The organism is Kitasatospora terrestris, assembly GCF_039542905.1.
Classification (GTDB): Bacteria; Actinomycetota; Actinomycetes; order Streptomycetales; family Streptomycetaceae; genus Kitasatospora; species Kitasatospora terrestris.
The window spans coordinates 6,845,402-6,865,237 of sequence record NZ_BAABIS010000001.1; the positions used below are offsets into that span (position 1 = coordinate 6,845,402).

General features: G+C 72.0%; 20 protein-coding genes. 18 read left to right on the forward strand and 2 right to left on the reverse strand.

Annotated features, from left to right (window positions below; genetic code table 11):
* Positions 1 to 22 precede the first annotated feature (22 nt).
* Positions 23 to 1,198, reverse strand: a complete 1,176-nt coding sequence (locus ABEB06_RS31455) for an MFS transporter (RefSeq protein WP_425559816.1) — start codon at positions 1,196 to 1,198, stop codon at positions 23 to 25.
* A gap of 150 nt (positions 1,199 to 1,348) precedes the next feature.
* Between ABEB06_RS31455 and ABEB06_RS31460 the strand changes: the two genes are divergently transcribed.
* The 7 genes from ABEB06_RS31460 to ABEB06_RS31490 all read left to right on the forward strand — a co-directional run bounded on the left by ABEB06_RS31460 (position 1,349) and on the right by ABEB06_RS31490 (position 7,523).
* Positions 1,349 to 2,266 (forward strand): winged helix-turn-helix transcriptional regulator, encoded by a 918-nt coding sequence (locus ABEB06_RS31460; protein ID WP_345700299.1) that lies wholly within the window; start codon positions 1,349 to 1,351, stop codon positions 2,264 to 2,266.
* Positions 2,267 to 2,477: 211 nt separating this feature from the next.
* On the forward strand, positions 2,478 to 3,380 hold the full coding sequence (locus ABEB06_RS31465; protein WP_345700300.1) for an ABC transporter substrate-binding protein: 903 nt from the start codon (positions 2,478 to 2,480) through the stop codon (positions 3,378 to 3,380).
* Positions 3,381 to 3,462: 82 nt separating this feature from the next.
* Positions 3,463 to 4,569, forward strand: a complete 1,107-nt coding sequence (locus tag ABEB06_RS31470; protein ID WP_345700301.1) for an aminopeptidase P family protein — start codon at positions 3,463 to 3,465, stop codon at positions 4,567 to 4,569.
* Positions 4,570 to 4,638: 69 nt separating this feature from the next.
* Positions 4,639 to 5,202 (forward strand): elongation factor P, encoded by a 564-nt coding sequence (gene efp, locus ABEB06_RS31475; RefSeq protein WP_345700302.1) that lies wholly within the window; start codon positions 4,639 to 4,641, stop codon positions 5,200 to 5,202.
* 2 nt (positions 5,203 to 5,204) lie between these two features.
* Positions 5,205 to 5,645, forward strand: coding sequence for a transcription antitermination factor NusB (gene nusB, locus ABEB06_RS31480; protein ID WP_345700303.1), 441 nt, complete (start codon positions 5,205 to 5,207; stop codon positions 5,643 to 5,645).
* A 92-nt stretch (positions 5,646 to 5,737) separates the two neighbouring features.
* The gene (locus ABEB06_RS31485) at positions 5,738 to 6,559 is read left to right on the forward strand and encodes an acyl-CoA thioesterase (RefSeq protein WP_345700304.1); all 822 of its coding nucleotides are present in this window, start codon (positions 5,738 to 5,740) and stop codon (positions 6,557 to 6,559) included.
* 112 nt (positions 6,560 to 6,671) lie between these two features.
* On the forward strand, positions 6,672 to 7,523 hold the full coding sequence (locus ABEB06_RS31490) for a hypothetical protein (RefSeq protein WP_345700305.1): 852 nt from the start codon (positions 6,672 to 6,674) through the stop codon (positions 7,521 to 7,523).
* Positions 7,524 to 7,595: 72 nt separating this feature from the next.
* Here ABEB06_RS31490 and bldD read toward each other — a convergent pair whose 3' ends face one another.
* Entirely contained in the window at positions 7,596 to 8,099 is a 504-nt protein-coding gene (bldD, locus tag ABEB06_RS31495) for a transcriptional regulator BldD (RefSeq protein WP_014134541.1), read from the reverse strand.
* Between the two features lie 246 nt (positions 8,100 to 8,345).
* Here bldD and pyrR point away from each other — a divergent pair, with 246 nt between their 5' ends.
* The 11 genes from pyrR (at position 8,346) to rpoZ (ending at position 19,780) form a co-directional block, all read left to right on the forward strand.
* On the forward strand, positions 8,346 to 8,960 hold the full coding sequence (gene pyrR / locus ABEB06_RS31500; RefSeq protein WP_345700306.1) for a bifunctional pyr operon transcriptional regulator/uracil phosphoribosyltransferase PyrR: 615 nt from the start codon (positions 8,346 to 8,348) through the stop codon (positions 8,958 to 8,960).
* Positions 8,961 to 8,964: 4 nt separating this feature from the next.
* Complete coding sequence (locus ABEB06_RS31505) at positions 8,965 to 9,945, forward strand: aspartate carbamoyltransferase catalytic subunit (RefSeq protein WP_345700307.1); 981 nt, start codon at positions 8,965 to 8,967, stop codon at positions 9,943 to 9,945.
* Entirely contained in the window at positions 9,942 to 11,234 is a 1,293-nt protein-coding gene (locus ABEB06_RS31510) for a dihydroorotase (protein ID WP_345700308.1), read from the forward strand. The genes ABEB06_RS31505 and ABEB06_RS31510 overlap by 4 nt, the downstream gene beginning before the upstream one ends.
* Positions 11,231 to 11,794, forward strand: a complete 564-nt coding sequence (locus ABEB06_RS31515) for a PH-like domain-containing protein (protein WP_345700309.1) — start codon at positions 11,231 to 11,233, stop codon at positions 11,792 to 11,794. Before ABEB06_RS31510 ends, ABEB06_RS31515 begins: the two co-directional genes overlap by 4 nt.
* The gene (gene carA, locus ABEB06_RS31520; RefSeq protein WP_345700310.1) at positions 11,791 to 12,948 is read left to right on the forward strand and encodes a glutamine-hydrolyzing carbamoyl-phosphate synthase small subunit; all 1,158 of its coding nucleotides are present in this window, start codon (positions 11,791 to 11,793) and stop codon (positions 12,946 to 12,948) included. The genes ABEB06_RS31515 and carA overlap by 4 nt, the downstream gene beginning before the upstream one ends.
* Entirely contained in the window at positions 12,941 to 16,249 is a 3,309-nt protein-coding gene (gene carB, locus ABEB06_RS31525; RefSeq protein ID WP_345700311.1) for a carbamoyl-phosphate synthase large subunit, read from the forward strand. The genes carA and carB overlap by 8 nt, the downstream gene beginning before the upstream one ends.
* A gap of 73 nt (positions 16,250 to 16,322) precedes the next feature.
* Positions 16,323 to 17,423: a quinone-dependent dihydroorotate dehydrogenase gene (locus tag ABEB06_RS31530; RefSeq protein ID WP_345700312.1), complete on the forward strand. Its 1,101-nt coding sequence runs from the start codon at positions 16,323 to 16,325 to the stop codon at positions 17,421 to 17,423.
* A gap of 27 nt (positions 17,424 to 17,450) precedes the next feature.
* Positions 17,451 to 18,290: an orotidine-5'-phosphate decarboxylase gene (gene pyrF, locus ABEB06_RS31535; RefSeq protein ID WP_345700313.1), complete on the forward strand. Its 840-nt coding sequence runs from the start codon at positions 17,451 to 17,453 to the stop codon at positions 18,288 to 18,290.
* 230 nt (positions 18,291 to 18,520) lie between these two features.
* Positions 18,521 to 18,847: an integration host factor, actinobacterial type gene (gene mihF / locus ABEB06_RS31540; protein WP_345700314.1), complete on the forward strand. Its 327-nt coding sequence runs from the start codon at positions 18,521 to 18,523 to the stop codon at positions 18,845 to 18,847.
* A 48-nt stretch (positions 18,848 to 18,895) separates the two neighbouring features.
* The gene (gene gmk, locus ABEB06_RS31545; RefSeq protein ID WP_345700315.1) at positions 18,896 to 19,453 is read left to right on the forward strand and encodes a guanylate kinase; all 558 of its coding nucleotides are present in this window, start codon (positions 18,896 to 18,898) and stop codon (positions 19,451 to 19,453) included.
* Positions 19,454 to 19,513: 60 nt separating this feature from the next.
* The gene (gene rpoZ, locus ABEB06_RS31550; RefSeq protein ID WP_345700316.1) at positions 19,514 to 19,780 is read left to right on the forward strand and encodes a DNA-directed RNA polymerase subunit omega; all 267 of its coding nucleotides are present in this window, start codon (positions 19,514 to 19,516) and stop codon (positions 19,778 to 19,780) included.
* Positions 19,781 to 19,836: the final 56 nt, after the last annotated feature.

Sequence of the window (19,836 nt, forward strand, 5' to 3'; positions counted from 1 at the left end):
GGTCCTCCTCGTTCGCGGCGTTTCAGGAAACGGGAACCGTTTCCACCTTCGTCTCAACCGCCGGGCCGGCCTGGGCATTCCCGCCGGCCCGCGGCCGCCCGGCGCCGAGCACGGCGATGCCCGCCAGGGCGGCCAGCGCCCCGCAGACCGGCCACAGCAGGCCGGGCGCGTGGTCGTACAGCGCGGCGCCGAGCGGCGGGGCGAGCACGCTGCCGCTGATCGAGGCGCCGGCGTACAGGCTCTGGAAGCGGCCCTGGTAGCCCTCGGGCGCGCAGTCGGCGACGTACGCGGTGGCCGGGGTCTTGTAGAGGATCTCGCCGAGGGTGACCAGCAGCATCATGGCCGCGGCGGCGGCCACCGAGGCGGCTCCGGCCAGGACCGAGAAGCCGGCGCCGACGAGCAGCAGCCCGGTGCCGATGATCCGCAGCGGGGCGATCCGGCGCAGCGCGAGGGCGGCGGGGATCTCCAGGCAGAGGATCGCGCCGCCGTTGACGGCGAGCAGCGCGCCGTACACGCCGGTGGAGTGGCCGTGGTCGGCGAGGAAGACCGGCAGGGTGGAGTACTGCTGGCGGTAGACGGTGTCGACCACGACGATCGCGGGCAGCAGCGCCAGCAGGGCCGGCCGGCGGCGCAGCATCGTCCACAGGCCCGGCCCGGGCCCGCCCGCCCGCTGCGGCCCGGCGGCGGGGGCGCGGCGCGGCGGGTCCGCGCCGAGCACGCGCGCGGCGTAGGCGGCGAACAGCAGGGTGCTGGCGCCGTCCAGGCGGAAGAGCAGTTCGTACGACCAGTGCGCGGCGATCAGCGCGCCGAGCGGCGGGCCGAGGGTGAACCCGGCGTTGGCGGCGAACCGCATCACGGCCACGCCCTGGCGCCGAGCGCCCGGTGGCATGGCGACCGCGACCAGTGCGCTGTTGGCGGCGCGGGCCGCGCCGGCGGCGTACTGGGCCAGGGCGAGCAGCGCGGGCAGCGCCGGGGTGGGCAGCTCGGGCAGCAGGAGCAGGCCGACGCCGGAGAGCGCCGAGCCGGCCAGCAGGGTGCGCCGGTGGCCGTAGCGGTCGCCGAACCAGCCGCCGGTGAAGTTGCCCGCGACCAGGCCGATGCCGCCGATCCCGGCGATGGTGCCCGCGGTGGTGACCGGCAGCCCGCGCCCCTCGGTCAGGTAGACGAAGAGGTAGACGAAGGTGAAGGTCACCAGCATGTTGACGAAGCTGCCCGCCGACAGCAGCCAGACCGGCCGTGGCACGGTGCGCACCGCTTGCCCCCCGAGTGAGTTCCTTTGGGGAACTGACTATGCCGACCTGGTAGGACTGAGGTCAACAGGGATCGAGACGCACCCCGGGGTGAGCGGATGGTCAGGCGGAGCGAGGCGGGTGACGCGGACTGCGCGATCGCCCGGGCGCTGGACGTGGTGGGCGACCCGTGGACGCTGCTGATCGTCCGCGACGCGGCGCGCGGGGTGAGCCGCTTCGACGGCTTCCAGGCCGAGCTGGGGCTGTCCCGCAAGGTGCTCGCCGAGCGCCTGCGGCTGCTGGTGGACGGCGGGGTGCTGGTCCGCGAGCCGTACCAGGACCGGCCGGTGCGCCACGACTACCGGCTGACCGCCCGCGGCCGGGCGCTGCTGCCGGTGCTGGTGGCGCTGCAGGACTGGGGCGACACCTGGGTGCTGGGCGACGGGGAGGCGAGTGCCACCGCCGCCGAGGACTCCCGGGAGGCGGCCCGGGTGCACGCCCTGCGCGGCGCCCGGCTGCCGGCCCTCGCCCTCGTCGACTCGACGGACCCGGGGGCGGCGCCCGGGGACCCGCTGGCGGCCGGGGCCTGGACCGTCCTGTACTGCTTCCCCGGCGCGTTCGCCCGCCCGGACGCGTACCCGCCGGGCTGGGGCGCGGTGCCGGGGGCGCCCGGCTGCACCCTGGAGGCGCGCACCTTCCGCGACCGGCTGGCCGAGTTCACCGCCGCCGGGGCGGCGGTGCGCGGGGTGTCCACCCAGCGCCCGGACGAGCAGCGGGCCTTCGCGGAGGCCGAGGGGCTGACCTTCCCGCTGCTCTCGGACACCGCGCTGGAGCTGACCGCGGCCCTGCGGCTGCCCACCCTGCGGGCGGCCGGCACCACCCGGCTGAAGCGGCTGACCCTGGTGGTCGACCCGGCGCGGGTGGTCCGCGAGGTGCTCTATCCGGTCACCGACGTGGAGGCGGGCGTGGCGGCGGCCCTGGCGGCCGTTCGGGTGGGAACGTCCGGAGAGGACCGGTGGGGGCCGGAGCCGAGTTGACGGAGCGCCAGCTGACTGGTGGTGAAGTTGTGGAAGTCGAAGGTTTGTCGGTCGGAATGCGCAGTGACGTGACCATGGCTGGTTATAGTCGGAAGATCACACCGGAGCGGGGGCCGGGTGGGGATGTCCGGGGGTGAGCCATGCCCGTCGCCGGGTCCCGTGGGTCCGCGCATGCCGCGTCCAGCCACGGGAGAAGCGAGGGGTGTCCCCCATGTCCAGCCGCCACCGCACCAACGTCACCGTCAGCGGGGCCGTCGTCGGCGCCCTGCTGCTGAGCGCCTGCGGCATCGCCGGGGCCGGACAGGCCTCGCTGCACGACCAGCTGCCGGAGGCGGTCCGCAAGGCCGGCGCGATCCGGGTCGGTGCCTCGTTCACCGCCGCGCCGGTGGTCTTCCGCACCCCCGACGGCAGGCCGGACGGCCTCGACCCCGACCTGGCCGCCGCCCTGGAGAAGGTGCTCGGCGTCCGCTTCGACTTCCAGGACGTCGGCCCGTTCGCCAACGTGCTGCCCGGCCTGCTGGGCGGCAAGTACGACATCGCGATGTCCGGCGTCACCGACACCCGCGAGCGCGAGCAGGGCGTGGACAAGGAGGGCAAGCAGGTCAACGAGGGCCTGGACTTCGTCGACTACTTCATGGCCGGCATCGGCATCGTGGTCCGCGAGGGCAACCCGGGCACCATCACCCGGATCGACGACCTGTGCGGCCACACCGTCGCGGTCAAGAAGGGCACCACTCACGACGACCTGGCCGGCCGCCAGGTCAAGGCCTGCGAGCACGGCTCGAAGCCGCTCAAGGTGATCCAGACCAACAGCGACAACGACGCCGTCGAGGCCGTGAAATCCGGCCAGGCCGACGCCTACGTCACCGACTTCCCCAAGGCCGCCTACAGCGCCCAGACCGTGGGCGGCGGCAAGGCCCTCGACATCGGCGGCAACCAGCTCCAGCCGCGCCCGTACGGGATCGCCGTGCGCAAGGGCGACCGCGACCTGCGCGACGTCCTGGTCAAGGCGATGAACCAGCTGGTGATGGACGGCACCTACGACCAGATCCTGGCCAAGCGGGCGCTCACCGCCGGCGCGATCCAGAACTCGGTCGTCAACGGCGCCATCTGATCGGCGCCCGCCGGCCGGGGCCGCCCCGCCCGTCCGGCGTGCCCGACGGGCGGGGCGGCGAGCTGCTTCGTAGGCTCGGAACATGTCCGATGCGCACGCGGCCCGCAGGGAACGGCTCAGGGAGTACTGCAGCGCCTCCGGGGTCGACGCGGCGCTGGTCACCCGCGCCGCCAACGTCCGCTACCTGACTGGCTGCCCGCCCTGCGGGGCGAGCCTGCTGGTCACCCGGGAGCGGGTGCTGCTGGCCGTCCCCGACGACCTGCCGCCCGACGACAGCGGCGAGCACCTGATCGCGGACGACGTCACCCGCCTGCCCGTCCCCGGTGAGCTCGACACCGCCGACGCGGTCGCCGAGCAGGCCGCCCGGCTGCGGGTGCGCGACCTGGCGGTCGAGGAGCACGACGTCACGGTGGCCCGGCACCGCTCGATCTCCGCGCTCGCCGAGGGCGTCCGGCTGACCGACCTGGACCGCGCGGTCGAACGGCTGCGGGTGGTCAAGGACGAGCACGAGATCGCCGACCTGCGGATCGCCGCCGAGATCGCCGACCAGGCGCTCGGCGAGCTGCTGGAGTCGATCCTGGTCGGCCGCACCGAGCGGCACCTGGCGATGGAGCTGGAGCGCCGGATGATCGACCACGGCGCCGACCGGGCCGCCTTCCCGGTCTCGGTCGGCACCGGCTCGCACAGCGGCCTGGAGCACCACCAGCCCACCGACCGGCGGGTCGAGGAGGGCGACTTCCTGACCGTGGTGCTCGGAGCCCAGTACCGCGGCTACGGCATCTCCACCGCCCGCACCTTCGTGATCGGCGCCGCCCCGGCGCCCTGGCAGGTCGAGCTGCACCGGCTGGTCTTCCGCGCCCAGCGGGCCGGCCGGGAGGCGCTCAGCCCGGGCGTGGAACAGCACGTCCCGGACGACGCGGCGCGCTCGATCCTGCAGGCCGCCGGGCACGCCGAGCGCTCCGTCCACCCGCTGGGACACGGCATCGGCCTGGAGATCCGGGAGGCTCCGCGCCTCGGGCCCGCCGACATGGGTAAACTGGACAATCGCGTGCCGGTCACCGTCGGTCCAGGAGTCCACCTCCCGGGCCGGGGCGGGGTCCGGATCGAGGACACGCTCGTGGTGCGCCCCCTCGAAGAGGGCGGGCCCGAGCTGCTCACCATCACCACCAAGGAGCTCCTCGCCCTCTAGCCCACCCGGCGTGGGCGGTGGACGCAGCCCTTGGTTCCTTGACAGCTATACACAGGAGTTAGTGCGCCCGTGGCTTCCACGAACGATCTCAAGAACGGCATGGTCCTCAAGCTGGACGGCGGCAAGCTGTGGTCCGTCGTCGAGTTCCAGCACGTGAAGCCCGGCAAGGGCCCCGCCTTCGTGCGCACCAAGCTGAAGGAGGTCCTGACCGGCAAGGTCGTCGAGAAGACCTTCAACGCGGGCGTCAAGGTCGAGACCGCCAATGTCGACAAGCGGACCATGCAGTACTCGTACCGCGACGGCAACCAGTTCATCTTCATGGACATGGACACCTACGACCAGGTTCCGGTCGAGGAGGGCACCGTCGGCGACGCCGCCAAGTACCTGCTCGAGGGCTTCGAGGCCCTGGTCGCGCAGAACGACGGCGTGCCGCTGTACATCGAGCTCCCGGCCGCGGTCGAGCTGACCATCGCCGAGACCGAGCCGGGCCTGCAGGGCGACCGCTCCACCGGTGGCACCAAGCCCGCCACCCTGGAGACCGGTGCCGAGATCCAGGTCCCGCTCTTCGTCACCACCGGCGAGAAGGTCAAGGTCGACACCCGCGACGGCAGCTACCTCGGCCGGGTCAAGTAATCGTGGCCGCTGCTCGTAGCAAGGCCCGCACCCGGGCCTTCCAGATCCTGTTCGAGGCCGACCACCGCGGTGTGTCGCCCGAGCGGGTGCTCGCCGACTGGGTCGCCCGTTCGCGCGACCCCAAGCCGGACGAGGGCATTCCGCAGGTCGCCGAGTACACCATGCAGCTGATCGAGGGGTACTCGCAGTACGCCCGGACGATCGACGACCTGATCGCCACCTACGCGGTGGGCTGGACGCTCGACCGGATGCCGATCGCGGACCGCAACGTCCTGCGCCTCGGCACCTACGAGCTGATCTGGGAGGACTCCGTCCCGGACGCGGTCGTCCTGGACGAGGCCGTCGAGATCGCCAAGGAGTACTCCACGGACGAGTCGCCGGCCTTCGTGAACGGCCTGCTCGCCCGCTTCCTGGAGCTCAAGCCGACCATCCGCCGCGCCTGAGCGGCCGCCTTCGAAGGCCGCCGGACCTGTCGGTCCGGCGGCCTTCGCGCGTACCCTACCCATGAGTAATGTCGATGGAGGGTGCGAGGGCGATGAGTGAGTTCGACCGGGGCATTGCGCTGACCGCGCGGGGCGGGGGGCGGTACGAGGGCGAGCTGGGGGAGGGCTGGCGGATCGGCGGGGGCGTCAACGGCGGCCTGCTGCTGGCCTTCGCCGGGCACGCGCTCTCGCTCGCGGCCGGTCCGCACCGCGACCCGGTCTCGGTCAGCGGGTACTACCTCTCCGCCTCGGTGCCGGGCCCCGCCACCGTCGACACCGAGATCGTCCGCCGCGGCGGCTCGCTGACCACCGGCACCGCCGTGCTCCTCCAGGACGGCGAGGAGCGGCTGCGGGTCCTCGCCACCTACGGCGACCTGGACGCCTTCGAGGGCGAGGTGCGCACCACCGCGCAGCCGCCCGTGATGCCGCCGCCGGAGCAGTGCATCGGCGTCGAGCACGCCCCGAAGGAGATGATCGCCGAGGCGGCCCTGCTGGAGCGGTTCGACCTGCGGCTCGACCCGGCGACCGTCGGCTGGGCGCTCGGGCAGCCGTCCAAGGAGGGCCGGATCCAGGGCTGGTTCCGGCTCGCGGACGGCCGCGACGCCGACCCGCTCTCGCTGCTGCTGGTCGCCGACGCCCTGCCGCCGGTCACCTTCGACCTCGGGCTGCCCGGCTGGGCGCCCACCGTCGAGCTGACCGTGCACGTCCGGTGCCGTCCGGCGGCGGGCTGGCTGCGGGTCGTCCACGCCACCCGCAACCTGGCCGGCGGCTACTTCGAGGAGGACGCCGAGGTCTGGGACGCGGACGGCCGGCTGGTCGCCCAGTCCCGTCAGCTCGCCCGCGCACCGAGGCAGTGGGGCACCCGGCGGTCGTGACGGTGCGTGGTCGCATTCGGTTACAGGTCTGTGACACAGGGTGCGTGTGCGTCGGGTGGAGCGGGGGAGGACGGAGTCAGCACCACTCGCACCAGCGCCCCGGGAGCCACCGATGTCCAGCAGTCGCCGTCGGCAGATCCGCTGCAGCACCTCCGCCGTCCGCCGGTCGGAGGAGGCGTTCGTCACCGGCATCCTGGCCAGCGCGGAGGACTTCGAGCTGGCCCGGCCCTGGCACCTGACCGACGCCGCGGACTTCGACGCCTACCTGCTGGACACGGCCGTGCTGCTGGCCGACGCGCTCCGGGTCTTCGGCACCGTGCAGGCCCGGATGTTCCACCCCGCGGACTTCGCGGACTTCTGCCTGCTGCACGGGCTGGACCCGGCCGAGTCCTCCGCCCGCGACCGGTACCTGGTCAACCCGGCGCTGCAGACCCAGCTGCTGCCCTACCGGGGGGAGGAGCTGTCCGGCGACTTCCTGCCCCGGCTGGTCCGGGCCCGCGAGGGCGGTCTGACGCTGCGCCACGCCGACCTGCTGCTGGACGGCGCGCTGTGCGGTCCGGACGGAGCCGACCCCGAGGTGCGGATGCTGCACGACCGGGCGGCCGAGGTCTTCCGCCGGATGCTGGTCGGCGCGGGCTGCGGGGCGTACGAGCTGCGCTGCGTGGTGGAGGAGCCGGGCGGCCGGCTGGAGGCGCAGGCCCGGGTGCTGCACTGGGAGGACGGCGTGGTGCGGATCAACGACGAGGACCTGGACCTGGTCTGCGCGGTGCTCTGCGCCGGCCTGTACCGGGAGCTGCCCGGCGCGGCGCTGCTGCACGGCGTCCAGGGGTCGGCCGCCACCTGCGGGGAGTACCGCCCGGTGGCCTGGGCGTGGCGCTCGACCGGCCTGGACTGGACGCCGGCCGCGCTGCGGCTGGACGAGATCGACGCCCGCCCCGGCTTCAGCCTGGGCACGGTGTGCTGAACGCGGGAGCGACGGCGGGGCGCACGGCCACGGCCGTACGCCCCGCTGATTCGTTTCTTCGGAACGGCCGGGTCAGCCGGCGTCCTCCTCGCGCACCGCGCGGCGGGCGTCCGGGTTGAGCACGCCCCAGCTGATCAGCTGCTCGGTCAGGATGGACGGCGACTGGTCGTAGATCACGGCCAGCGTGCGCAGGTCGTCCTGGCGGATGGAGAGCACCTTGCCGTTGTAGTCGCCGCGCTGGGACTGGATGGTCGCCGCGTAGCGCTGCAGCGGGCCGGCCTTCTCCGAGGGGACCTGGGTCAGTCTCTCCAGGTCGAGGACCAGGCGCGGCGGCGGCTCGGCCGCGCCGCCGGGGGTGCCGCCGGGCAGCAGCTCCTGCACCGGGACGCCGTAGAACTCGGCCAGCTCCGCCAGGCGCTGCACGGTCACCGCACGGTCGCCGCGCTCGTACGAACCGACGACGACGGCCTTCCAGCGACCCTGGGACTTTTCCTCGACGCCGTGCAGGGAGAGCCCCTGCTGAGTGCGGATCGCCCGGAGCTTGGCCCCGAGCTGCTTCGCGTAGTCGCTGGACATTGATCTCCCCGGACGAGATTGCTTCATTGCTTCGCGTTCAGTGGCGAGCCCACGAGAACGTCCTTCGTAACTCACTGTGAGGTTACGTAGAGTGAGGGTGGGTCGTCAAGCCGAATGGGGCAGTCGTGCGAATGGGCCCCCATCAGCGCACTGCTACCATGGGCGAGGCTCCGGCTGCGGCCGGCGACCTTCCCAGACATCCTTTAAGACCCGTCCCGTGAGGCGGGGAAGGAGGTCCGCTTCGGCATGACCACACACGCATCAACGACGCCGCGCCCACCGCACCAGGTGCTGGACGCCACCGACGTCGCCCGGGTCGTCACCCGGATCGCGCACGAGATCGTCGAGCGCGCCAAGGGCGCGGAGGACGTCGTGCTGCTCGGCATCCACACCCGGGGCGTGCACCTCGCCCGCCGGCTGCGGGACAAGCTGAACCAGATCACCGGGCGCGAGATCCCGCTCGGCACCCTCGACATCACCATGTACCGGGACGACCTGCGGCTGAAGCCCGCGCGGGCCCTGGAGCACACCGAGATCCCGGCCGACGGGATCGACGGCAAGCTGGTGGTCCTGGTCGACGACGTGCTGTTCTCCGGCCGCACCATCCGCGCCGCGCTCGACGCGCTCAGCGACATCGGCCGCCCGCGCGCCGTGCAGCTGGCCGTCCTGGTCGACCGCGGCCACCGCGAACTCCCGATCCGCGCCGACTACGTGGGCAAGAACCTGCCCACCTCGCTGCGCGAGGCCGTCCAGGTCCAGCTCGCCGAGAACGACGGCCGGGACGCCGTCCTGGTCGGCGACCGCGACTACGCCGCCCGATCCACCCAGGCGCTCGCCGCCGACCAGCACCTCCCGGAGTGATCGCGTGAAGCGCCACCTCGTCTCCACCGCCGACCTGACCCGTGACGACGCGCTGCTGATCCTGGACACCGCCGAGGAGCTGGCCCAGCTCTCCGGGCGGGCCGTCAAGAAGCTGCCCACGCTGCGCGGCCGGACCGTCGTCAACCTCTTCTTCGAGGACTCGACCCGCACCAAGACCTCCTTCGAGGTCGCCGAGAAGCGGCTCAGCGCCGACGTCATCAACTTCTCCGCCAAGGGCTCCTCGGTCTCCAAGGGCGAGTCCCTCAAGGACACCGCGCTGACCCTGCAGGCGATGGGCGCCGACGCCGTGGTGATCCGTCACCACGCCTCCGGCGCGCCCGCCCGGCTCGCCCAGTCCGACTGGCTGCACGGCAGCGTGATCAACGCCGGCGACGGCACCCACGAGCACCCCACCCAGGCGCTGCTCGATGCCTTCACCATGCGCCGCCACCTCAACCCGGGCACCGGCAAGGACCTGGCGGGGCGCCGGGTGACCATCGTCGGCGACATCCTGCACAGTCGGGTGGCCCGCTCCAACGTCCACCTGCTCAACACGCTCGGCGCCGAGGTCACCTTCGTCGCCCCGCCGACCCTGCTGCCGATCGGCATCGAGAACTGGCCCTGCCAGGTCTCCTACGACCTGGACGCGGTGCTGCCGAAGACCGACGCGCTGATGATGCTGCGGGTCCAGCAGGAGCGGATGAACGCGGCGTTCTTCCCGACCGCCCGCGAGTACACCCGCCGCTACGGCATGGACGGCATCCGGATGGCGCAGCTGCCCGAGCACGCCATCGTGATGCACCCCGGCCCGATGGTCCGCGGCATGGAGATCACCGCCGAGGTGGCCGACTCCCCGCGCTGCACCGTGGTCGAGCAGGTCGCCAACGGCGTCTCGATCCGGATGGCCGTCCTCTACCTCCTCCTCGGCGGGGCCACCCTCGCCGACGCACCTCGTACCACCGACTCCGCGGAGGCCGCGCAGTGACCACCTACCTGATCCGCAACGCCCAGATCCTCGGTGGCGCCGCGAAGGACATCCTGATCCGCGACGGCGTCTTCGCCGAGATCGGCGACGACCTGACCGCCGAGGCGGACATCGACATCGACGCGCACGGCCTGATCGCCCTGCCCGGCCTGGTCGACCTGCACACCCACCTGCGCGAGCCCGGCCGCGAGGACGCCGAGACCGTGCTGACCGGCACCCAGGCCGCCGCGATGGGCGGCTACACCGCCGTGCACGCGATGGCCAACACCTTCCCGGTCGCCGACACCGCCGGCGTGGTCGAGCAGGTCTGGCGCCTGGGCCAGGAGTCCGGCTACTGCGACGTCCAGCCGGTCGGCGCGGTCACCGTGGGCCTGGAGGGCAAGAAGCTCGCCGAGCTCGGTGCGATGCACGAGTCCGCCGCGGGCGTGCGGGTCTTCTCCGACGACGGCAAGTGCGTCGACGACGCGGTGATCATGCGCCGCGCCCTGGAGTACGTGAAGGCCTTCGACGGCGTCGTCGCCCAGCACGCCCAGGAGCCGCGCCTGACCGAGGGCGCCCAGATGAACGAGGGCCAGGTCTCCGGCGAGCTGGGCCTGGGCGGCTGGCCGGCCGTCGCCGAGGAGTCGATCATCGCGCGCGACGTGCTGCTCGCCGCGCACGTCGGCTCCCGGGTGCACATCTGCCACCTGTCCACGGCCGGCTCGGTCGAGATCGTCCGCTGGGCCAAGCAGAAGGGCTGGAACGTCACCGCCGAGGTGACCCCGCACCACCTGCTGCTCACCGACGAGCTGGTCCGCACCTACGACCCGGCGTACAAGGTCAACCCGCCGCTGCGCACCGCCGCCGACGTGGAGGCGCTGCGCGCCGCGCTGGCCGACGGCACCATCGACGCGGTCGCCACCGACCACGCGCCGCACCCGGCGGAGGACAAGGACTGCGAGTGGGCGGTCGCCGCGATGGGCATGGTCGGCCTGGAGACCGCGCTGTCGGTCGTCCAGCAGACCATGGTCGACACCGGCCTGCTGAACTGGGAGGGCGTCGCCGACCGGATGTCGCACCGCCCGGCCCGGATCGGCCGCCTCTCGGGTCATGGACGCCCGATCTCGGTGGGTGAGCCGGCCAACCTGGTGCTGTTCGATCCCGCGTACCGTGGTGCCGTGAACCCGGACACCTTCGCGACGCGCAGCCGCAACACCCCGTACAAGGGCATGGACCTCCCGGGACGGGTGCACGCCACCTTCCTGCGCGGCAGCGCCACCGTCCTGGCCGGCGAACTGGTCGAGCTGTGACGGGCCTGCTGGCCCAGGAGCAGGCACGGGTCACCGACTGGCCGGGCTACATCGGCTGGTCGGTCGGGCTGCTGATCGTGATCGGCCTGGTGTACTGGCTGATGCGCCAGGGATGGAACTGGCGCCGCACCCAGCAGTCCGCGCTGCCGCCGCTGCCGGAGGTCCCCGCCGAGCTCGGCGGGGAGATCCTCACGGCGGACGGGCGCTACCACGGCACCACCACGGCGGGGAACTGGCTGGACCGGGTCGTCGCGCACGGCCTGGGCACCCGCAGCCTGGCCGGACCGACCCTCACCGAGCGGGGCCTGCTGGTCCGCCGCCCGGGTGATGTCGACCTGTGGATCCCGGCCGCGGCACTGACCGCCGCGCGCCTCGACTCGGGAATCGCCGGAAAGGTCGTACCGTCCGGACTGCTGGTGGTCACCTGGGACCTCCGGGGGACACGGCTGGACTCCGGGCTGCGGCTCGACCACGCCGAGGAGCACACCGCCTGGGTCGAGGCGATCGACGCCCTGATCGAACGAACGAAGACGAAGAAGACGGAAGAGGCCGCACCATGACCGCACCTGCCCCCACCACTCAGAGCGCACGGCGGGCGCGTGTGCCCGCCGTGCTCGTCCTGGAGGACGGGCGGACCTTCCGCGGCCAGGCGTACGGCGCGATCGGCGAGACCTTCGGCGAGGCGGTCTTCAACACCGGCATGTCCGGCTACCAGGAGACCCTCACCGACCCCTCGTACCACCGCCAGGTGGTCGTGATGACCGCGCCGCAGATCGGCAACACCGGCTGGAACGACGAGGACGACGAGTCGCAGCAGATCTGGGTGGCCGGCTACGTGGTCCGCGACCCCGCCCGGGTCGCCTCCAACTGGCGCTCGGTCCGCTCGCTGGACGAGGAGCTGGAGCGCCAGGGCGTCGTCGGCATCAGCGGCATCGACACCCGCGCGCTCACCCGCCACCTGCGCGAGCGCGGTGCGATGCGGGTCGGCATCTTCTCCGGCGAGGCGCTGGGCGACCGGGCCGCGCTGCTGGCGAAGGTGCAGTCCGCGCCGGAGATGAAGGGCGCCGACCTGTGCGCCGAGGTGGCCACCACCTCCCCGTACGTCGTGCCCGCGATCGGTGAGAAGAAGTTCACCGTGGCCGCGCTGGACCTCGGCATCAAGGCGATGACCCCGCAGCGGATGGCCGAGCGCGGCATCGAGGTGCACGTGCTCCCCGCCAACTCGACCATCGAGGACGTCTACGCGGTCGCCCCCGACGGCGTGTTCTTCTCCAACGGCCCGGGCGACCCGGCCACCGCCGACCACCAGGTCGAGGTGGCGAAGGGCGTCCTGGCGCGGAAGACCCCGTTCTTCGGCATCTGCTTCGGCAACCAGATCCTCGGTCGCGCGCTGGGCTTCGGCACCTACAAGCTCAAGTACGGCCACCGCGGCATCAACCAGCCGGTGCAGGACCGCACCACCGGCAAGGTCGAGGTCACCGCGCACAACCACGGCTTCGCCGTGAACGCACCGCTGGACAAGGTGAGCGACACCCCCTTCGGGCGGGTCGAGGTCTCCCACGTCTGCCTCAACGACGACGTGGTCGAGGGCCTGCAGGCGCTCGACGTCCCCGCCTTCAGCGTGCAGTACCACCCCGAAGCGGCAGCCGGCCCGCACGACGCCGCCTACCTCTTCGACCGCTTCGTGAGCCTTATGGAGGGCCAGCGTGCCTAAGCGCACCGACATCAAGTCCGTCCTGGTCATCGGCTCCGGCCCGATCGTCATCGGCCAGGCGGCGGAGTTCGACTACTCCGGCACCCAGGCCTGCCGCGTCCTCAAGGCCGAGGGCCTGCGGGTGATCCTGGTCAACTCCAACCCGGCCACGATCATGACCGACCCGGAGATCGCCGACGCCACCTACGTCGAGCCGATCACCCCGGAGTTCGTCGAGAAGATCATCGCCAAGGAGCGCCCCGACGCCCTGCTGCCGACCCTCGGCGGCCAGACCGCGCTGAACACCGCGATCTCGCTGCACAAGGCCGGGACGCTGGAGAAGTACAACGTCGAGCTGATCGGCGCCGACGTCGAGGCGATCAACAAGGGCGAGGACCGCGAGCTCTTCAAGGGCGTGGTCGAGGCGGTCAACGCCAAGATCGGCCACGGCGAGTCCGCCCGCTCGGTGATCTGCCACTCGATGGAGGACGTCCTCGCCGGCGTCGACACCCTCGGCGGCTACCCGGTCGTCGTCCGCCCGTCCTTCACCATGGGCGGCGCCGGCTCCGGCTTCGCCCACGACGAGGAGGACCTGCGCCGGATCGCCGGCCAGGGCCTGGCCCTCTCGCCGACCACCGAGGTGCTCCTGGAGGAGTCCATCCTCGGCTGGAAGGAGTACGAGCTGGAGCTGATGCGCGACAAGCACGACAACGTCGTGGTCGTCTGCTCCATCGAGAACTTCGACCCGATGGGCGTGCACACCGGTGACTCGATCACCGTCGCCCCGTCGATGACCCTCACCGACCGCGAGTACCAGATCCTCCGGGACATCGGCATCGCGGTCATCCGCGAGGTCGGCGTCGACACCGGCGGCTGCAACATCCAGTTCGCGGTCAACCCCGACGACGGCCGGGTCATCGTCATCGAGATGAACCCGCGCGTCTCCCGCTCCTCGGCGCTGGCCTCCAAGGCCACCGGCTTCCCGATCGCCAAGATCGCGGCCAAGCTGGCGGTCGGCTACACCCTGGACGAGATCCCGAACGACATCACCGAGCAGACCCCGGCCTCCTTCGAGCCGACGCTCGACTACGTGGTCGTCAAGGTCCCGCGGTTCGCCTTCGAGAAGTTCCCGTCGGCCGACGCCACCCTCACCACGACCATGAAGTCGGTGGGCGAGGCCATGGCGATGGGCCGCAACTTCACCGAGGCGCTGCAGAAGGCGCTGCGCTCGCTGGAGAAGAAGGGCTCCCAGTTCTCCTGGGTGGGCGAGGTCGGCGACAAGGCCGAGCTGCTGGCCAAGGCCGTCGTCCCGACCGACGGCCGGATCAACACCGTGATGGACGCCATCCGGGCCGGCGCCACCCCCGAGGAGGTGTTCGACGCCACCCGGATCGACCCGTGGTTCGTCGACCAGCTCTTCCTGCTGAACGAGGTCGCCGGCGAGCTCGCCGCGGCCGAGAAGCTCGACCCCGAGCTGCTGCGCCACGCCAAGCGGCACGGCTTCTCCGACCTGCAGATCGGCGAGATCCGCGGCCTGAAGCCCGACGTGGTCCGCGAGGTGCGGCACGCGCTGGGCATCCGCCCGGTCTTCAAGACCGTCGACACCTGCGCCGCCGAGTTCGCCGCCAAGACCCCGTACTTCTACTCGTCCTACGACGAGGAGTCCGAGGTCGCGCCGCGCACCAAGCCCGCCGTGATCATCCTGGGCTCCGGCCCGAACCGGATCGGCCAGGGCATCGAGTTCGACTACTCCTGCGTCCACGCGTCCTTCGCGCTGGCCGAGGCCGGGTACGAGACCGTGATGGTCAACTGCAACCCGGAGACCGTCTCCACCGACTACGACACCTCCGACCGGCTCTACTTCGAGCCGCTCACCCTGGAGGACGTGCTGGAGATCGTCCACGCCGAGCAGCTGGCCGGCCCGCTGGCCGGTGTGATCGTGCAGCTCGGCGGCCAGACCCCGCTGGGCCTGGCGCAGGCGCTCAAGGACAACGGCGTGCCGGTGGTCGGCACCTCGCCCGAGGCGATCCACCTCGCCGAGGAGCGCGGCGCCTTCGGCCGGGTGCTGCGCGACGCGGGCCTGCCCGCGCCCAAGCACGGCACCGCCTTCTCCTTCGAGGAGGCCAAGGCGATCGCCGACGAGATCGGCTACCCCGTGCTGGCCCGCCCCTCGTACGTGCTCGGCGGCCGCGGCATGGAGATCGTCTACGACGAGCCCTCGCTCGCCGACTACCTGCAGCGCCACGCCGGCCTGATCTCCGAGCACCCGGTGCTGATCGACCGCTTCCTCGACGACGCGGTGGAGATCGACGTCGACGCGCTCTACGACGGCGAGGAGCTCTACCTCGGCGGCGTGATGGAGCACATCGAGGAGGCCGGCATCCACTCCGGCGACTCGGCGTGCGCGCTGCCCCCGATCACCCTCGGCGGGTACGACATCAAGCGCCTGCGGACCGCCACCGAGGGCATCGCCAAGGGCGTCGGCGTGCGCGGCCTGATCAACATCCAGTTCGCGCTCTCCGGCGACATCCTGTACGTCCTGGAGGCCAACCCGCGCGCCTCCCGGACCGTGCCGTTCACCTCCAAGGCGACCGCCGTGCCACTGGCCAAGGCCGCCGCCCGGATCTCGCTCGGCACCTCCATCGCGGAGCTCCGCACGGAGGGCCTGCTGCCGGCCGAGGGCGACGGCGGCACCCTGCCCGCCGACGCGCCGATCTCGGTCAAGGAGGCGGTCATGCCGTGGTCGCGCTTCCGCGACGTGCACGGCCGCGGCGTGGACACCGTGCTCGGCCCCGAGATGCGCTCCACCGGCGAGGTCATGGGCATCGACCGGGTCTTCGGCACCGCGTACGCCAAGTCGCAGGCCGGCGCCTACGGCGCGCTGCCCACCAAGGGCAAGGTCTTCGTCTCGGTCGCCAACCGCGACAAGCGCAACCTGGTCTTCCCGGCCCGCGCGCTGGTCGAGCTCGGCTTCGAGGTGCTGGCCACCGCTGGCACCGCCGAGGTCCTGCAGCGGGCCGGCATCCCCGCCACCGTGGTGCGCAAGCACAGCGAGGGCGAGGGCCCGAACGGCGAGAAGACCATCGTGCAGCTGATCCACGACGGCGCGATCGACCTGATCATCAACACCCCGTACGGCACCGGCAGCCGGGCGGACGGCTACGAGATCCGTACCGCCGCCGTCTCGCGCGGCGTGCCGTGCCTGACCACCGTCCAGGCGATGGGCGCCGCGGTCCAGGGCGTCGACGCGCTGCTGCGCGGCGAGGTCGGGGTGATGTCGCTCCAGGAGCACGCGGCCCTGATCAACGCAGGCCGCAAGTAAGACCCAAGCAGTGGGGGGCACACCGCACCAGGGGTGCCCCCCACTTCCATGTCCACACTCGGGAAAGGGCGCCGTGTACAAGCTCCTGTTCGACCTGGTCTTCAAGAAGATGGACCCGGAGAAGGCCCACCACCTCGCCTTCTTCTGGATCCGGCTGGCCGCCTCGGTGCCGGGCCTGCGGCAGCTGGTGCGGCTGGTGCTCGCACCGCGCGACCCCAAGCTGCGCACCGCGGCGCTCGGCCTCGACCTGCCCGGCCCGTTCGGGCTCGGCGCGGGCTTCGACAAGAACGGCATCGGGATCGACGGCCTGGCGATGCTCGGCTTCGACTTCGTCGAGATCGGCACCGTCACCGGTGAGCCGCAGCCCGGCAACCCGGCGCCGCGGCTGTTCCGCCTGGTCGAGGACCGGGCGCTGATCAACCGGATGGGCTTCAACAACCAGGGCTCGGCACGGGTCGCCGCGCGCCTCGGGGCGCGCCAGCACACCACCTCCACCCCGGTGGTCGGCGTCAACATCGGCAAGACCAAGGCGGTGCCGGAGACCGAGGCCACCGAGGACTACCTGAAGTCCACCCGGGCGCTCGCCCCGTACGCCGACTACCTGGTGGTCAACGTCTCCTCGCCGAACACCCCCGGGCTGCGCAACCTGCAGGCCGTGCAGGTGCTCGGACCGCTGCTGTGGGACGTCCGCAAGGCCGCCGACGAGGTCACCCACCACCACGTCCCGCTGCTGGTGAAGATCGCCCCCGACCTGGCGGACGAGGACATCGACGAGATCGCCGACATGGCCCTGCACCTGGGCCTGGACGGCATCATCGCCACCAACACCACGATCGGCCGGGACGGCCTGCTCGCCGACCCCGCGCGGATCGAGGAGATCGGCATGGGCGGCCTGTCCGGCGCCCCGCTGAAGGAGCGCTCGCTGGAGGTGCTCAAGCGCCTGCGCGCCCGCACCGAGGGCCGGCTGACCATCGTCTCGGTCGGCGGCATCGAGACCGCCGAGGACGCCTGGCAGCGGATCCTGCACGGCGCCGACCTGGTGCAGGGCTACAGCGCCTTCATCTACCAGGGCCCGTTCTGGATGCGCCGGGTGCACAAGGGCCTCTCCGCGCGGCTGCGGGCCAGCGGCCACCCGACCATCGCCGACGCCGTCGGCACCGCCAAGAGCGTCTGACCCCCGCCGACTCCGGAAAGGAACCCCGTGACCACCCTCGCTCCCTTCGGCGCCCGCCTGCGCGCCGCCATGGACACCCGCGGCCGGCTGTGCGTCGGCATCGACCCGCACGCCTCCCTGCTGACCGCCTGGGGCCTGAACGACGACGTCCAGGGCCTGGAGACGTTCTCCCGCACCGTCGTGGAGGCGCTGGCCGACCGGGTCGCGGTGCTCAAGCCGCAGGCCGCCTTCTTCGAGCGCTTCGGCTCCAAGGGCATCGCGGTGCTGGAGAGGTCCGTCGCCGAGGCCCGCGAGGCCGGCGCGCTGGTGCTGATGGACGCCAAGCGCGGCGACATCGGCTCCACCATGGCCGCGTACGCCGAGACCTTCCTGGCGCCCGGCAGCCCGCTGTTCTCCGACGCCCTCACGGTCAGCCCGTACCTGGGCTTCGGCTCCCTGCGGCCCGCCCTGGACCTGGCCCGCGAGCAGGGCTGCGGCATCTTCGCGCTGGCACTCACCTCCAACCCGGAGGGCCACGAGGTGCAGCGCGCCGTCGGCGCGGACGGGGAGAGCGTGGCGCAGGCCGTGCTGCGCCGGCTCGCGGCCGAGAACGCCGGCGCCGAGCCGCTCGGGTCCTTCGGCGCGGTGGTCGGCGCGACCCTCGCCGAGGCCGGGGTGGACCTGGCGATCAACGGCCCGCTGCTGGCCCCCGGCGTGGGTGCCCAGGGCGCCACGGCGAAGGACCTGCCGCGGGTCTTCGGGGCCTCGGTGCGCAACGTCGTCCCGTCCGTCAGCCGTGACGTGCTGAAGCACGGACCGTCCGTGCAGGCACTTCGCGCGGCGGCCCAGGCATTCGTCGACGATGTGAGCACCGTCACAAACGCGTGAGAATGACCGCCGCAAGGCGGTGGTTTTGCCCGGAAAGTCCTGGGTCGGCCCCTGCTGACCAGGACTTTTCGTGTTCTTTTCCTGACGTGGCGCCTCAAGTTGGGTAGTGTCCGGCGGTAGGTCGCCGAACGGCAGCGATTTCACGTCGCTGTCGCAGGTCAGAGCTCTGTCGGCGGCCGGGCACCACCAGTCATGGATCATCCCTTCCATCCACACCTGAGGTGAACGGCGTGGCTCTTCCGCCCCTTACTCCTGAACAGCGCGCCGCCGCGCTCGCCAAGGCCGCTGAGGCTCGGCGGAAGCGCGCCGACGTCAAGAACAAGCTCAAGCACTCGGGCGCTTCGCTGCACGACGTGATCAAGGCCGGCAAGGCCGACGACGAGGTCATCGGCAAGATGAAGGTCTCCGCCCTGCTGGAGTCCCTCCCGGGCGTCGGCAAGGTCCGCGCCAAGCAGATCATGGAGCGTCTGGGCATCTCCGAGAGCCGCCGCGTCCGCGGCCTCGGGACGAACCAGATCGCCGCTCTGGAGCGGGAGTTCGGCGCCGCCGCCTCCTGATCCCGGGCCGGTGTCTCCGGAACGTCCGCGATCCGGGATAATCGGTGCATGAGTGAGCGTCCGCGGCTGACCGTGCTCTCCGGCCCCTCGGGGGTCGGCAAGAGCACGGTCGTCGCTCATATGAGGAAGCAGTTCCCCGAGGTCTGGCTGTCGGTGTCGGCGACGACCCGCCACCCGCGGCCCGGCGAGAGGGACGGGGTCCAGTACCACTTCGTCGACAACGACCACTTCGACAAGCTGGTCGCCAACGGCGAACTGCTGGAGTGGGCCGTCTTCGCCGGGAACCGGTACGGCACCCCGAGGCAGGCGGTGCTCGACAAGCTGGAGCGCGGCGAGCCGGTGCTGCTGGAGATCGACCTCCAGGGCGCGCGCCAGGTGCGCGAGTCGATGCCCGACGCGCAGCTGGTCTTCCTGGCCCCGCCGAGCTGGGAGGAGCTGGTCCGCCGGCTCACCGGCCGGGGCACCGAGCCGCAGCACGTGATCGACGAGCGGCTGGCGCAGGCGAAGGTGGAGCTGGCGGCCGAGTCGGAGTTCGACACGACCCTTGTCAACACCTCGGTCGAGCAGGTAGCGGCCGAACTGCTAGCCTTGCTCGGTGTAGCCTGACCGGATCGGCTGTGCAAGCCGGTCCGACCGTCAGATTTTCTCTCTTCGGAAGGTTTTCGCGTGTCCTCTTCGATGACCACGCCTGAGGGCATCATCAACCCGCCGATCGACGAGCTCCTCGAGGCCACCGACTCCAAGTACAGCCTGGTGATCTACGCGGCCAAGCGTGCCCGCCAGATCAACGCGTACTACTCGCAGCTCGGTGAGGGCCTGCTGGAGTACGTCGGCCCGCTGGTCGACACCCACGTGCACGAGAAGCCGCTGTCGATCGCGCTGCGCGAGATCAACGCCGGCCTGCTCACGGCGGAGGCCATCGAGGCCGCCTGAGCCTCGCAGTCGTCAAGGAGGGCCCGTCGGAGCTGCTGCTCCGGCGGGCCCTCCGC